This is a genomic window from Hydrogenovibrio sp. (assembly GCF_049975065.1).
GTDB lineage: Bacteria > Pseudomonadota > Gammaproteobacteria > Thiomicrospirales > Thiomicrospiraceae > Hydrogenovibrio.
The window spans coordinates 1-12,789 of sequence record NZ_JBNGDN010000057.1; the positions used below are offsets into that span (position 1 = coordinate 1).

Annotated in this window: 17 protein-coding genes and 1 pseudogene; 2 read left to right on the top strand and 16 right to left on the bottom strand. The window is 54.1% G+C overall.

Annotated elements, in window-relative coordinates; translation table 11 throughout:
• Positions 1-863, bottom strand: an 863-nt coding sequence (gene rsmI / locus ACP5D0_RS07370; RefSeq protein WP_472365021.1) for a 16S rRNA (cytidine(1402)-2'-O)-methyltransferase, incomplete at its 3' end; no start/stop codon positions are given.
• Positions 864-929: 66 nt separating this feature from the next.
• Here rsmI and ACP5D0_RS07375 point away from each other — a divergent pair.
• Both ACP5D0_RS07375 and ACP5D0_RS07380 read left to right on the top strand, forming a co-directional pair.
• Positions 930-2,453 carry a penicillin-binding protein activator gene (locus tag ACP5D0_RS07375; RefSeq protein ID WP_472365022.1) on the top strand — a complete coding sequence of 508 codons (1,524 nt, stop codon included), beginning with the start codon at positions 930-932 and terminating at the stop codon, positions 2,451-2,453.
• Positions 2,454-2,481: 28 nt separating this feature from the next.
• The gene (locus ACP5D0_RS07380) at positions 2,482-2,838 is read left to right on the top strand and encodes a YraN family protein (RefSeq protein ID WP_472365023.1); all 357 of its coding nucleotides are present in this window, start codon (positions 2,482-2,484) and stop codon (positions 2,836-2,838) included.
• Positions 2,839-2,854: 16 nt separating this feature from the next.
• Here the strand turns inward: ACP5D0_RS07380 and chrA are convergent, their stop codons facing one another.
• The 15 genes and pseudogenes from chrA to csoS2 all read right to left on the bottom strand — a co-directional run.
• Entirely contained in the window at positions 2,855-4,096 is a 1,242-nt protein-coding gene (chrA, locus tag ACP5D0_RS07385) for a chromate efflux transporter (RefSeq protein ID WP_472365024.1), read from the bottom strand.
• A 97-nt stretch (positions 4,097-4,193) separates the two neighbouring features.
• Positions 4,194-4,924: pseudogene (locus ACP5D0_RS07390) on the bottom strand (LysR substrate-binding domain-containing protein).
• A 21-nt stretch (positions 4,925-4,945) separates the two neighbouring features.
• Positions 4,946-5,179 carry a helix-turn-helix domain-containing protein gene (locus ACP5D0_RS07395; protein ID WP_472365025.1) on the bottom strand — a complete coding sequence of 78 codons (234 nt, stop codon included), beginning with the start codon at positions 5,177-5,179 and terminating at the stop codon, positions 4,946-4,948.
• 83 nt (positions 5,180-5,262) lie between these two features.
• The gene (locus ACP5D0_RS07400; RefSeq protein ID WP_472365026.1) at positions 5,263-5,883 is read right to left on the bottom strand and encodes a BMC domain-containing protein; all 621 of its coding nucleotides are present in this window, start codon (positions 5,881-5,883) and stop codon (positions 5,263-5,265) included.
• Positions 5,876-6,490 (bottom strand): non-canonical purine NTP pyrophosphatase, encoded by a 615-nt coding sequence (locus tag ACP5D0_RS07405; RefSeq protein ID WP_472365027.1) that lies wholly within the window; start codon positions 6,488-6,490, stop codon positions 5,876-5,878. The genes ACP5D0_RS07400 and ACP5D0_RS07405 overlap by 8 nt, the downstream gene beginning before the upstream one ends.
• A gap of 23 nt (positions 6,491-6,513) precedes the next feature.
• Entirely contained in the window at positions 6,514-6,789 is a 276-nt protein-coding gene (locus ACP5D0_RS07410) for a hypothetical protein (RefSeq protein WP_472365028.1), read from the bottom strand.
• A 353-nt stretch (positions 6,790-7,142) separates the two neighbouring features.
• A complete protein-coding gene (locus ACP5D0_RS07415) occupies positions 7,143-7,349 on the bottom strand; it encodes a hypothetical protein (protein ID WP_472365029.1) in 207 nt (68 codons plus the stop codon).
• A gap of 10 nt (positions 7,350-7,359) precedes the next feature.
• Positions 7,360-7,614: a 4a-hydroxytetrahydrobiopterin dehydratase gene (locus ACP5D0_RS07420; RefSeq protein ID WP_472365030.1), complete on the bottom strand. Its 255-nt coding sequence runs from the start codon at positions 7,612-7,614 to the stop codon at positions 7,360-7,362.
• Positions 7,611-8,159: a ferritin-like domain-containing protein gene (locus tag ACP5D0_RS07425; protein ID WP_472365031.1), complete on the bottom strand. Its 549-nt coding sequence runs from the start codon at positions 8,157-8,159 to the stop codon at positions 7,611-7,613. The genes ACP5D0_RS07420 and ACP5D0_RS07425 overlap by 4 nt, the downstream gene beginning before the upstream one ends.
• A 134-nt stretch (positions 8,160-8,293) precedes the next feature.
• Complete coding sequence (locus ACP5D0_RS07430; RefSeq protein ID WP_472365032.1) at positions 8,294-8,602, bottom strand: BMC domain-containing protein; 309 nt, start codon at positions 8,600-8,602, stop codon at positions 8,294-8,296.
• Between the two features lie 26 nt (positions 8,603-8,628).
• Positions 8,629-8,919 (bottom strand): BMC domain-containing protein, encoded by a 291-nt coding sequence (locus ACP5D0_RS07435; protein WP_472365033.1) that lies wholly within the window; start codon positions 8,917-8,919, stop codon positions 8,629-8,631.
• Positions 8,920-8,967: 48 nt separating this feature from the next.
• On the bottom strand, positions 8,968-9,222 hold the full coding sequence (locus ACP5D0_RS07440) for a carboxysome peptide B (RefSeq protein ID WP_472365034.1): 255 nt from the start codon (positions 9,220-9,222) through the stop codon (positions 8,968-8,970).
• Positions 9,203-9,475 carry a carboxysome peptide A gene (locus tag ACP5D0_RS07445; protein WP_472365035.1) on the bottom strand — a complete coding sequence of 91 codons (273 nt, stop codon included), beginning with the start codon at positions 9,473-9,475 and terminating at the stop codon, positions 9,203-9,205. Before ACP5D0_RS07445 ends, ACP5D0_RS07440 begins: the two co-directional genes overlap by 20 nt.
• Before the next feature lie 14 nt (positions 9,476-9,489).
• The gene (locus tag ACP5D0_RS07450) at positions 9,490-11,040 is read right to left on the bottom strand and encodes a carboxysome shell carbonic anhydrase (RefSeq protein ID WP_472365036.1); all 1,551 of its coding nucleotides are present in this window, start codon (positions 11,038-11,040) and stop codon (positions 9,490-9,492) included.
• A gap of 27 nt (positions 11,041-11,067) precedes the next feature.
• Positions 11,068-12,789, bottom strand: a 1,722-nt coding sequence (gene csoS2, locus ACP5D0_RS07455; protein ID WP_472365037.1) for a carboxysome assembly protein CsoS2, incomplete at its 5' end; no start/stop codon positions are given.

Consider the following 12,789-nt stretch of genomic DNA (forward strand, 5'->3'; position numbering starts at 1 on the left):
TTTTTTAATTCCAAAACGCGCTGATAGACCGCTTTCTTTTTCAAGTCGTAAGCTTCCGCCACAATTTCCGAAATCTGTTTCACCGGCAAGGATTGTCGCTGCAAAATTTGAATCCATTTTTCGGCTTCAGGACTCAACGCCGTGGCATCCACTTCCACTAACAGACAACCGGACAAAATCATCACAAACTCCCCCCGAACTTTATCGGGATGGTGTTCAAAAAAGGATAAAACCGTCCCAACGCCACCGGAAACAAAGGTTTCGAACTGCTTGGTCAACTCCTTGGCGACAACCATTTCACGCTCCGAACCAAACACGTCTTTAAAAGCCGCCAGGCTTTCCAACAGCCGGTGCGGCGACTCATAAAACACCATGGTTCTGGGTTCGGTCACCAAGGCTTCCAGAGTGTGCAAGCGTTTATGTTTTTTCGCTGGTAAAAACCCTTCAAACGTAAATCGGTCGGTCGCCAGCCCGGCGGCACTGAGCGCGGCAATCAGCGCCGACGCACCGGGCACAGGTTCCACCCGAACCCCTTCATGCCGCAGCAGGCTGACCAGATGATAGCCCGGGTCGCTGATCAGTGGCGTGCCGGCATCGGAAATCAGCGCACCGGTTTCGCCCGCTTGCAAGCGCGCCAGCAATTCGTCACGCCGTTGCAGTTCGTTATGGTCATGCAAGCTGATTAAAGGCGTTTTGATTCCGTAGTGCTGCAGCAGTTTTTTGGAGTGGCGCGTATCTTCCGCCGCAATCCAGTCCGCCTGTTCCAACACCTCCAGCGCGCGCAGGGTGATGTCTTTGAGGTGGCCAATGGGCGTGGCGACAATGTACAGGCAACCGGCGGTTTCCATCGTAGATGGCGTCATGAGGTAATATCCATTTATTTCCGTTATAATGTGGCTCTTCTTATTCAAGCGGTTATTGTAACGAAAATGTTAAAGCCCTTTACGTCTTATACGTCTTTTGCGTCATGGGTAGTATCGGCGGTTCTGGCGACGGCCTTTTTCGGCCTGACAAGCTGCAGCACGACCAGTGAAACCGACAAACAGCCCAAACCGGTCGCCGAAGACACCGCCCCGGAAACCGTCACCGATACTCAGACGTTAGAAAACGCCATCCGTGAGGCCCAAAATCGCCAGGCCTGGTCGAAATACATTCAACTGAGCCAGCAGCTTTGGGCGCAGACGGATGCCGCCAATCAATTGGCGATTGAATATCAAGTCTGGTCCACATTGAAAGCCCTGCCCCAGGCAGAACGGGCACGACTGAGCCAGCAGACGCCCACCCAAGCCCCTTTACAAGATTGGTTGGCTTTGGTACAGGCCACACAACAGCGCCCTGTGTGGCAGTCACAGGCGCTGCGTGATCTGGCGGAGTTCTATCCGCAGGCGCTGTACAATCACCACCTGCTGCCGCAACTTCAGGCACGCCTGGCAAAACCTCGCCAAATCAAACAGGTGGCGGTGTTTCTGCCATTTAGCGGCCCTTATGCGGTGATCAGTGAACAGATTCGCAACGGTCTGCTGAAAAACCACTTTACCAATTATGCCGACACCCAGCTGCGATTTTACGACAGCGCCAACCTCGACAAGCTGGCGGAACGCTACCAAAACGCGGTGCGTGACGGTGCCGAATGGGTGATTGGCCCTTTGACCAAAGAGGCGCTGGCGGAACTGGCCAAGTTGCGTCCTAACAATGTTCTGGCCTTAAACCAACCCGCCACGGACACGTTTGATTATTTCAATTATCTGTCCGCCACCGAAGCGCTGCAGATCGTGCAGAAATTGCATCTAAGCGGTCATCGACGCATTGGCGTTCTCTCCAGCACCGCCGCTTCCGATGCCGACCTGGCGACCGAGATTGCGCAATATTGGCAGCAGCAGCCCGAGCAACAGGTCATTTTAAAGACCTACCCCGCCAAAAACCCGAATCTGCGTGAGGCTCTGGGCAATGTCATTAACGAAACGGAAAGTCAGGCGCGCAAAAACAATCTTTACTGGTTGCTGCGCGAATCCATTGAATTCACGCCGCGCACTCGCCAAGACCTGGACGCCATTGTGGTGGTGGGTAACAACGAGCGCTTGAGTGTGTTCAAACCGCAATTTGATTTTTTCGACCTGAAGCAACCGCTTTACGCCACGTCGAAAATCACCCCGTCGCAACTGGACAAAACCCCGGCCAACCCAGATTTGAGCGGGTTAATTTTCCCCACCATGACGGCGGCGATTTACCCGAGTCCACTCAATACGCCGTTTGAAGCCTTTGGTTGGGACAGCCTTACCTTAGTGATGAACCAAAACAAACTCGCGCCCGGGCTGTGTTTGAACAACGGTATGACCGGTCGCCTCACGCAGAACGGCCCTGCGGCGGATCATCTGTATCGCTGGGCCGAATACGATTCGACAGGCCTGGCGAAACCGCTGATACCGCCCACCTCGCGCCCGCCACCGCAATAAGCTGCTCAAGCGAACACGACACGATACTATGGGATGGTTCAGTCGAAATCAAGGGCAACAAGCGGAACAGGAGGCCAAACACTGGCTGATTCGCCATCAACACCGCATTCTGTTTGAGAACTTTCACTGCAAAGGCGGCGAGATTGATTTGATTGCGCTGGACGCCGATGACACCTTGGTGTTCATTGAAGTCAAAGCCCGCAAAAACCGTGATTTCGGCCATGCCGCCGAGTTTGTCGATGCCCGCAAACAAGCCCGCCTGACACGTTGCGCTCAGGTGTTTCTGCTGAAACACCCCAGCTACCAACACCACGCCATGCGCTTCGATGTCCTCGCCTATCACGACGCAACATCCGAGCCGGAATGGATTCAGAATGCGTTTTAGCTTGGCCGAATTCACCTTACCCGACTGAACTAGCCCGAACGACCTGCACCCAACTCCAATAGAGTCCGATATTCAGCGGCATCAGCCAGATGGCGGGCCAGCGCCATTTAAACAGCAGAAGCAGGTTCAGCGCCAAGAGGATACCACTGCCCCAATCGACAAGGGCGTGCGGCAGAATCGGCACGGCCAAGGCAAACAGCAGAAAACCGACCACGCCCGCTTGCACCGCCACCAGACCCGCCTGCACCCGTTTGGAAGACGTGAAGGCTTGATAAAACGGCAGAATGCCGATAATCAACAGTAGCCCAGGCAGGAAAATCGCCAGCGTCGCCACCAACGCCCCCGCCCAGCCGCCCATCACCCCGCCGAGATAAGCGGCAAAGGTGAACAATGGCCCCGGCAAGGCTTGCGCCAGACTGTACCCAGCAAGAAACTGCGATTCGGTGACGGCACCGCTTTGCACCCATTCCAGTTCCAGCATCGGCAGCACCACATGGCCGCCGCCGAATACCAGCGCTCCGGCACGATAAAAGCCATCGGCAATGGCTCCGAGGCCACCAAGGCTAAACGCCCATAAGGGCAATAAGCCCAGCAATGCTACCGCCACAGCCATCAACCCCCAGCCCATTCGGATGGAAGGGGTGCGAAACGCCGTTACACCGACCGCGTCATAATCCTGGGTTGGCGGCACAACGGCTTGGTCTAGCCGCCGTTTAAACACCACACCGATCCCTCCCAGCAACGTCAACAGCACCACCGGTGCCCACACGGATGGCCACAATGCCAGCCCGATGGCGGTGAACAGTGCCAACAAACGAAGTGACCAGGCCTGGCAAAATTGCCAACTCATCTGCCAAGTCACCTGGATGACAATGGCCGCAGCCACCAGCACCAACGCATGCCAAACCGGTTGCCAGGCCGCATCCAACCAGAACCAGCCGTAAGCCAGCCCCAGCATGATCAATGCAGACGGCAGAGTAAAACCGACAAACGCCGCTAGGGCACCCGCCCAGCCGCCACGCTGATAGCCGATTAAAAATCCCAGCTGCGAACTGGACGGCCCGGGCAGAAGATGGCACAAGGCAATCCAGCGTGCAAAAGTGGCTTCATCAAACCAGCGCCGTTGCACCACAAACGCCTGATGAAAAAAACCAATGTGCGCCGCCGGCCCACCGAAGCTGGTGAGCCCCAGTTTGAGAAACCGCGTAAAAATCGCTAGGGTAAGTGCCCAACGGGGCGAAATGGAAGTGAGTGGCATGCGGTTGTTGCGCAATAAGTGCGTCCTGTTAATTTGAAAATGCCTTTACTGTATCAGACATACAAGACGCTTATTTTGACAGATTTGTATTGAATCGTTAAGAAACCGTTTGAATATCGGTATCCAATGCCAGGTATTGTTCACCTTCTTCCTGTAAAAATGCCAAAAACTCTTCTGCTAAAAGTGACAGCGACTTGGATTTGGGATACACAATATTCCATTGCCGATGAATCGGAAAGCCTTCCACATCCAGCTTAATCAGGTGCGTATTGGGTGAGTGCAACTCCAGCGCGTGTTCGGAAACGCAGGCCACACCCAGCTCGCCCATCACACAATGCTTAATGGCTTCGTTGGTTTCCAGCATCATGCGTTCATTCACCGTCAGGCCTTTTTGGCAAAGGTTTCTTCCACTGCGGTGCGAATGCCGGAACCTTTTTCACGCATAATAAACGGCTCTTTCGCCAAACGTTTCAGGGTCACTTTTTTACCCGCCAGCTCATGGTTGGCATGCGCAATAATCACCAAAGGATTGGGGGCAAACGGAATGGCTTCCAGATCCATATCCAAATCCGGCACCTGACCTAAAATATAAAGGTCATCCAAATTACGCTCGATGCGTTTTAAAATGGTGTTACGGTTACCGACTTTTAAACTCAGCTCAATGTCGGGATAACGCTTACAGAATTTTCCCAGCGCCAAAGGGGCAAAATATTTCGCCGTGGTAATCACGGCCACGCGCAGACGTCCGCGCTTTAAACCGCGAAAATCATCCAGCAGAATTTCGAGATTGGACAGCTGATCAATAATCGCTCGGCAGCTGCAGGCCACCTGTTCGCCAATTTCCGTCAGTTAAATTTTGCGCCCCACCTGTTCATAAAGCGGCATATCAATCGCTTCAGCCAGGCTTTTGACCTGCGACGACACGGTCGGCTGCGTCAGATACAACTGCTCGGCCGCACGAGTAAAGCTGAGGTTACGCGCCACACATTCAAACACTTGAATCTGGCGCAAGGAAGCGTGACGAATCAGAAAATTCGATGTCACCGGGTTTGCGCCTCCTTTTCCATCCTGATTGTCACTCATTCCAGCTCTCCCAAAAGTTTCGTGTGATGGGGTACTTCGTTTAACCATCATTTTAACGATGTTTCCCCATCTCTTGCCATCGATTATGCCACCGAGCAGGACAGCCCTACCAACGCACGTTTGGCGGCCTGAGCCGCTTCTTGCACATCCGCTTCTTTACCACTCATAATCAAACGCCCGTAAGCCCCCACCGCACGCGCTTCCACCAAGGTCACATTGGCGGCTTTTTCCGCTTCGTTGGCGGCATAGACAATGTAACCCGCCGGTTCGGTTTCCATAATAAACAGGCTTTGTCCGGCCAGCACCATTGAGCCGCGACGGTTATCACGGTTAATCAAAGTGGCGTGATCCGGTGTCACACATCGAATGATTTCACTCCACATCACCACACACGGCTGGCGGTCGAATTCCCGCGTCTGCAAATGCTGTAAAATGCGTTCGCCGGATTCCAGCACATCGCTCTGGGTGCGGTGGTGAATCACCATGGAACCGTAAGCACGCTCCACCACCTGTTGCGCCAAACGCACATTGGAGGCTTTCAAAGCAATGTCGGATAAGCGATGCACCGCCATGCCCGGTGCCACTTCCGCCCAGAGGCAGGCATCCCCTTCCACCGGCAAAAAGCCCATGGAAGCGGTCGCCATATAGGAAGCCAACTGCGGCTGCAGTGCATCCAAAAATACATAGGTTCTCAGCTTAATCATAAAACGCATTGGCCTTTAATTGTGCCATCACGGAATGGATGGCGTGGGTTCGATGACTGAGACGAATTTTATCCGCCAAAGACAATTCCGAAACGGTTCGAACCAACTTCGGAATCCACATAATATCGTCGTATCCTATACCGCACCCGCTTCTGGGTGCCATTAACACCTCACCATACCAGTGTCCTACGCCAATCAAAGGCCTGGCATCCTTTGCGTGCTGGACATACACCACGGCCGACACATAACGCGCCTGACGCTGGCTGTATGGCAGGTGTCGCATGTCGTGCAGTAATTGCTGCACATTTTCAACGTCCGACGGTTTGTGCCGCCCTTGGGAGGCATAGCGTGCCGAAATCAAGCCAGGCTTTCCCTGCAGCGCCGCGACTTCCAAACCCGAGTCATCCGCCAGAGCCGGCAAACCCGTTTGCGCACTGGCAAACCGTGCTTTTTTCAGGGCATTTTCGATAAAGCTCAGACCATCCTCTTCCACCTCACCGTGAAACAGTTCCGATTGCGGCACAGCGGCCAGCCCGTAAGGCGCAATCACCGGGATCATTTCAGCCACTTTGTTCGGGTTGCCTGTCGCCAATACCACCGTATTCATTCCGCCGTCACCTTTATTATGTTTTATTGCGCCAGATAACTCGGTGTCAACACATCCACATTGGCGGTAAACACAGTAATGGCATCGCCATTGTCTAAATACACGTTCAATTCATTATGAAGCCGCTGCACACCGTCGGCTGAAATCACCACCAACAACAGTGACTGGTTGCTCTCTGACGCCAGCTTGAGGCGGTTGACCGAACGAACCGGCATGGAACGCACCAGCGACTCGATCTGGTCGAGCAACGCATCATCCGATACGACATGCACCAGCTTTTCGGCCTCGGTTTCCACCATGGTCAGTACCTCATTTATCACAGAACCGGGTTGCCTCATGGCCGCTATTGGCACGGTGCCTTCGCTGATACTCCGCTCTTTCCGAGGATCACGACAGCGCCAGGACTCCGAATTCGACTCCTCCCACTTCATCATGGACACCCCTTTGGCTATTGACCGGTAGATTACACTCACACGATTAGGTTAAAACAGAGTCCAGCCGATTAAAAATTGAATCTTCAATCCTCAACCATAGACCTCAATCAATGGGTGAGTGACCAGATGAAAACCAGATACAAACCAGATAAAAAAATGGGCCGAATACCGACCCAAAGACTCTTTCACTCAACGAAAAATACGAACGGCTTCAACCCTTAATCCGGCCACACGCGACGACTTGGGAAACGCTTCACCGTCTCGGCGATGTGCTCCTGTCCGGCACTGCGAGGATCCGTTTTAGCGGCCGCCGTGGTTTTGTTCGCCGTGGACGAGGCCGGTTTTTTGGCGGCGCTCGCCGGTTTGGTTGGCACTGATTTGGCAGACGTATTCGTCGTCGCCGGTTTTGTGTTTTCGGTTGCCATAGGACTCTCCTTATTTCATTACACCGTTAAAAGCCGCATCAATGCTGTCGGCTAAAGCATAATCCACATCTTGCAGGCTCTCGGCCTGAGAATAGATAATCACCGAAACATGATTACGCCCAAAACTGATATTGGGATGATGCTCCAATCGCTCGGCCTGATCGGCCAGATCATCCAAAAAACGGCGCAATATTGAGAAGTCTTCAAACTCAAAACGCGCTTCCAAGCTGGCCGGTTTGGCCTTCGACTTCCAACGTGGATTCATACAAAACTCCTGTGCATCGACGGCCCTTGTTGCAAGGACTGAATGTAGTCATTCAACCAGGCCTGGACACGATTGAGTTGGGTAACTTCTTCTTCCAGCAGACGGTTGAACAACGCCTGATCGTCTGTGGCCTGCACATTGGCACAGAAATTTGACGCCTCCGTATAAAGCTGAATTAAGTCCCATTCACGCGCTTCACAGGTTTGAAGTGCTTCAACAATGTTATTCGCCATATCCGCCGGCTTGAGAATGCTGCCCGCTGGCAAGGCACCCTGCGCCACCATACGATCGGTGATGCGATTCGCATGTTGAAACTCTTCATTGGCCAAAGTGACAAAGCCTTCCGCAAAGGTCATCTCTTGTCGGAACTTGGCCAAAGAAGCCTGTGCGAGATAATGCTGACCCGCCGAGAATTCCAGACTGAGTGCCCGGCCGAGATAACCGAGGATCTGACTGTTCGGTGTCATGGCTTCGGATTGCGGGCCATTGGGAAAGGCTCCGCGCCCTGGCATGACACTGCCAGGCATTCTGGTTCCGTAACGCATATCACACTCCTAAAGTACACTCATCAAGGTAAGCATGACTCACCTCTCAAAATTACGGTAATCGGCGGTATCGAGATTCGAACCCGCCGCATTGCCCCGACTGTTTGATCGAAACAAACGGGTTGCCGGTTAAATTAGCTGCGTCCGGCCGTGTTGGAACCGAGGGTCAAAACCGGCTCGACTTCTTTGTGCGGACGGGCAATGATGTGCGCTGCGACCAAACCGTCACCCACACGTTCGCAAGCATCGGCACCGGCACGCACCGCCGCGTTGACCGCACCGGTTTCACCGCGCACCATGACGGTGACATAACCGCCGCCAACAAACTCACGACTGACCAAGCGCACTTCCGCCGCCTTCGTCATGGCATCGGCGGCTTCAATCGCTGGAACCAAGCCGCGTGTTTCAATCATTCCTAATGCAATACCGTATTCTGTACTCATGGTTTTTCTCCTTTAAAGAAACGTAATTATTGTTGTTCCGTTGTTAAAACTGGTTCCACTTCTTTGTGTGGGCGAGCGATGATGTGCGCGGCCACCAAGCCGTCGCCAACACGTTCACAGGCGTCGGCACCGGCACGAACCGCCGCGTTCACGGCACCCGTTTCACCCCGAACCAACACAGTGACATAGCCACCACCTACAAATTCACGGCTGACTAAGCGAACTTCTGCTGCTTTCGTCATGGCATCCGCGGCTTCAATGGCGGGCACCAATCCACGGGTTTCAATCATGCCTAGGGCAATACCGTAATCACTCATAACTTTCTCCTTCGAGTTGCTCACTTTAAAAATGAAAATATAAAAAATTTAGTGTTCTTCAGGTGGCCATTGATCAATAATGCCGCCCACCGTTAAATCCGTTAATAATCGTTTGTCACCGGCGGCGTCTCGGGCGGCGGAGTTGGCGATGGTAAACACCCAATCGCCTTCCTTAGTGCCCACCGGGTCCATCGCCACCAGGGTTTCACCGCTTTCTGAACTCAGTGTCTTGAGGGGCAGATGCCCTAAGTCATCGAGACGACTGGTCAGCACCAATTGTTTTTTAACCTGTAGTATCTGCATCGTCCGGAACATCCCATTTATCGATTATGCCCACGATGGTGAGATCGCTTGGGTAGCCTTTGACACCAGTGGCGTCGCGTGCCGCCGAACTGCCGCAACATAACACCCAGTCGCCGGGCTTGCACCCGACCGGATCCACCGCAACCTGAGGCGTGCCCCCGTCCCGCTCACGAACGACCAGCAAAGGTTTATGCTCCATCATCGCAATGCGGTTGGTTGAAACGAGGGTCTTATCGACTTTATAGATTTTCAAGTGTCACCTCCTTTCTATGCGGTCTTGGGCTGAACGGACATTTCCGCCAGGCCTGGTAATAATTCGGCCGCTTGATGGCCGGTAAAATCTCTCAAGGTCGGTAAGGTTTGTAACAAACCCGAAGCCGACAGTTCCTGATAACGATTGTGCAATGCCTTCTCGATGCGCACGGCTTTGGCTTCAGCTCGGTCTTTAGAACCCGGTACGCGCCCGTCGTAATCGCAGCGGATGATGATGGGGATGGGCCACCCTTTTTTGACATTCAAGCCTTTGAAAATCTTGATGCCGACATCCACATCGTTCACCCCTTCCTCAACCGTATCGAGAAAGCTGTAATAACTCAGGTTACGCAACTGCACCTCTTCAAAGCCATTACCGATGCCGATAAAGCGTTCGGCATGACCCAAGTCGCTGTAACACCCATTTTCAAACTGATTCACATAGGCGATCTGTGAAAAATTTTGTGCCATCAACCAAGCCAGCAGTTTCACCAGGCCAGGCTCAGGCGCGGTGACGTTGGCCGCTTGATTGCACGCCACCAACGCCTGTTCCAATTTTGACCAGGCCTGGCTTTCGACCATTCCCTGCGTCTCCCGATACAGCGTTTCGGTTTCCACATAACGCGCCAAGGAAACCGCACCCTGCGCATCCGGTACGTGTACCTTGAGGCTGTCATCGTCGGTATTCAGTCCCAGCAACAGTGTCTGCACGGTGGAACCGCAACCAAACCGATTTTCAATCGCCTGTTTAAAATCGTTTAATCTCTGTAACGCCGCTTGCGCCGCTTTTTGGTCATCACTCCCGTGCGCCGCACATCCCTGGTGGGTTGGGTCGGCTTTGGAAAAGTGATACACCGCAATTTTTAAGTATCGTGTGGGGTCATCGGCCGAATTCGGCAGCCCCTCACGAAACCGTTTATGTTCAATAAATACCCAGTTTCGAACGCTTTCACTGACATCAAATAAGGCACCGGCATGGGCCTTGCGTCGAACCAAGCTGTAAGGCAAGCGTAGGACGTAACTTAAAATGTGCGCCAAGCGTCCATCGGCACAGGGAGCAATCCCCACGGCGTGGAATCCGGCCTCATTAAAAATACGCTCTGCCTGTTGTTTGTTACGACCCGCTAACGGATCCTGTTCAAAGAAGTCCTGCGACATCTTCATAAATTGGGCAAAGAGGGTTTTACCGTACAAAACCTGAAAGCCTGTTTGAGAATGCAGCTGCAATCCCTTTTGCCAGTCCGGCTCCGTTAAAGTAACCCCCAGCTTTGCGAAAAGCTGTTGATTGGCCCAGCGGATAAAATCCGCCTGGCCTGACTGTGCCAAAATGCTTTTCAAAACCGTTTGAATCGAATCAAATCCGGTTTTAATCTCCATTTCATAATCGCGCAGCCACTGATTCTGTCGATCATCAACCAACGCATGGGAGCCCGAATCACTCAAGCTGGTCACGGGGTTGTCCACCACCTCCGGGGATGACGACGCTGGCGTCACCCACTGAGGATTCGGGGCAATCCGCTTCCAGAACAATGATTTCTGACGATGAGACTTTTGCTTACGATTCATCACAGCACCCACTCTTCAGCTCTAAAATTACGCTCTCGCGCCACCGGACAGCGTCACTTTCGCGCCGGTATCCGTATTGCCCGAAGACCCCGTAATCGGACTCATCGGTATCTCGTTGTTGGCACGTCGGTATTGACTGGCGCCCATCGGAGACTGTCCCGCAACGCCTCGAATCGACGCATTACGTTGAGCTGCCCAAGGCCCGTCAGTTCCGGTGACCTTGGAACCTCTGTCCCAACCGTCTCTGGTTATGCGCGAGGCTTCTTCCAGCACTGGAGGCGTTTGCGCCATTGGCGTGGCGGCTTGGGCTTGCCCCATCATGACCGGAAAGTCCGACTCGCCCAGGGTTGCGATGGTGCGGGTATCGCACATCATGGCCGTTTGATCTTGACCTTGATAATGCGTTCCCGTCACCAGTTCACACGCGCCCTTTTGCGCACCGGTTAAGCCAATCGGTCCTGGCTGAACCCCTGAAATCGCAGGGTTCGCTCCCTGACGCTGGCGCACTTTCATCTCATTCTGTTCGTCAATCGAGCAGAATTGCGATTGCTCTGCGCCGGTGTAAGGCGTGCCCGTCACCGCTTTGCAGTCACCGGCTTCGGCACCGGTCAAACCATAGTAGGCACCGCTGCGATCACCGGTGACTTTCTGACCACCCGTCGTGCCAGAAGCCGTGACTTTGGCGGGCGACTCCGGCAAAGGTGTATTGCACGCCTTAGCTTCTTCCGCCCCTTGGTAACCAGTACCCGTCACCGATAAACACGCGCCTTTTTCAGCACCCGTGACCGACTCCATGCGCCCGACCTGGCTGCCCGTGGTGGTGTTGCCTTTGGCCGTTTGCGAAGGCATCACTTTTTGCGGTGCCTTGGCGGGCGTTTTGGGTGCGATCGTCGTCGATTGCGACTTTCGACTGTCGCCACCGGTGACTTTCTGCCCGTCACTTTTCGGTGCGGCTTGTGACATCACCGAAAAACCAGCCGCCTTAGGCTTGGCAGGCGTAGCGCCACAAAACATTTGACTTTGATCCGCGGGCAAGTATTCCGTGCCGGTAATGGCCGAACAGGTGCCCGTCTCATTCCCCGTCATCTTCTCACCTCGTCCCACGTTGGTGGAACCACTCACCACTTGACCACGTGTGGTCTGGGTTTGCGTCACCTTCGCCGGTTGCGGACTGGGTTGGGTATCACAGTTCCGACTGAACTCTTCCGCCCCCAGATACTCGGTACCGCTGACCAACTGACAGGCACCGTATTCCGCCCCCGTCAGCTTCTTTTCGCCTTGACCCACTTGCGTGCCGGAAACACTCTGCCCATGCAGGGTTTTGGACTCACCGACTTTTGGCGGCGCTTCCTGAGCGTGTCGTGGCTGACGCATCGGTCGCGTACTGCCGGTGGAGCAGGTTTTACCCTGCGCACACCGTTCCGCTCGCACCTGCTGGGCAATTTCACGCGTCGAAGCATCGGGATTGGCCAGCTTGGCTTTCGCACCGGACTGACTGCCGCCTTTTGACTTAAACGCATCCTGCCCCACCTTACCCTTCGCCTGAGCCTGACGGTACGCCTTAGATTGAAGACGCCCGCTGGGCTGGGAAACATTGCCCTGCGCTTTCACGCCGGTGCGACGTTCTGGGCGTTTGGCGGGTTTCTCCGCTTTGGCCTGACGCGGTTCGACAATCGGCTCTTCCGGCTTTTGCTTGGCTTTGGCCTTAGGGTGCGGCATCTTGCTGGTGGCACCGGACGATTGTTTGCC

Coding starts and splice junctions, on each gene's coding strand:
- ACP5D0_RS07375 (WP_472365022.1), top strand. CDS start 930: ATGTTAAAGCCCTTTACGTCTTATACGTCTTTTGCGTCATGGGTAGTA.
- ACP5D0_RS07380 (WP_472365023.1), top strand. CDS start 2,482: ATGGGATGGTTCAGTCGAAATCAAGGGCAACAAGCGGAACAGGAGGCC.
- chrA (WP_472365024.1), bottom strand. CDS start 4,096: ATGCCACTCACTTCCATTTCGCCCCGTTGGGCACTTACCCTAGCGATT.
- ACP5D0_RS07395 (WP_472365025.1), bottom strand. CDS start 5,179: ATGAGTGACAATCAGGATGGAAAAGGAGGCGCAAACCCGGTGACATCG.
- ACP5D0_RS07400 (WP_472365026.1), bottom strand. CDS start 5,883: ATGATTAAGCTGAGAACCTATGTATTTTTGGATGCACTGCAGCCGCAG.
- ACP5D0_RS07405 (WP_472365027.1), bottom strand. CDS start 6,490: ATGAATACGGTGGTATTGGCGACAGGCAACCCGAACAAAGTGGCTGAA.
- ACP5D0_RS07410 (WP_472365028.1), bottom strand. CDS start 6,789: ATGGTGGAAACCGAGGCCGAAAAGCTGGTGCATGTCGTATCGGATGAT.
- ACP5D0_RS07415 (WP_472365029.1), bottom strand. CDS start 7,349: ATGGCAACCGAAAACACAAAACCGGCGACGACGAATACGTCTGCCAAA.
- ACP5D0_RS07420 (WP_472365030.1), bottom strand. CDS start 7,614: ATGAATCCACGTTGGAAGTCGAAGGCCAAACCGGCCAGCTTGGAAGCG.
- ACP5D0_RS07425 (WP_472365031.1), bottom strand. CDS start 8,159: ATGCGTTACGGAACCAGAATGCCTGGCAGTGTCATGCCAGGGCGCGGA.
- ACP5D0_RS07430 (WP_472365032.1), bottom strand. CDS start 8,602: ATGAGTACAGAATACGGTATTGCATTAGGAATGATTGAAACACGCGGC.
- ACP5D0_RS07435 (WP_472365033.1), bottom strand. CDS start 8,919: ATGAGTGATTACGGTATTGCCCTAGGCATGATTGAAACCCGTGGATTG.
- ACP5D0_RS07440 (WP_472365034.1), bottom strand. CDS start 9,222: ATGCAGATACTACAGGTTAAAAAACAATTGGTGCTGACCAGTCGTCTC.
- ACP5D0_RS07450 (WP_472365036.1), bottom strand. CDS start 11,040: ATGAATCGTAAGCAAAAGTCTCATCGTCAGAAATCATTGTTCTGGAAG.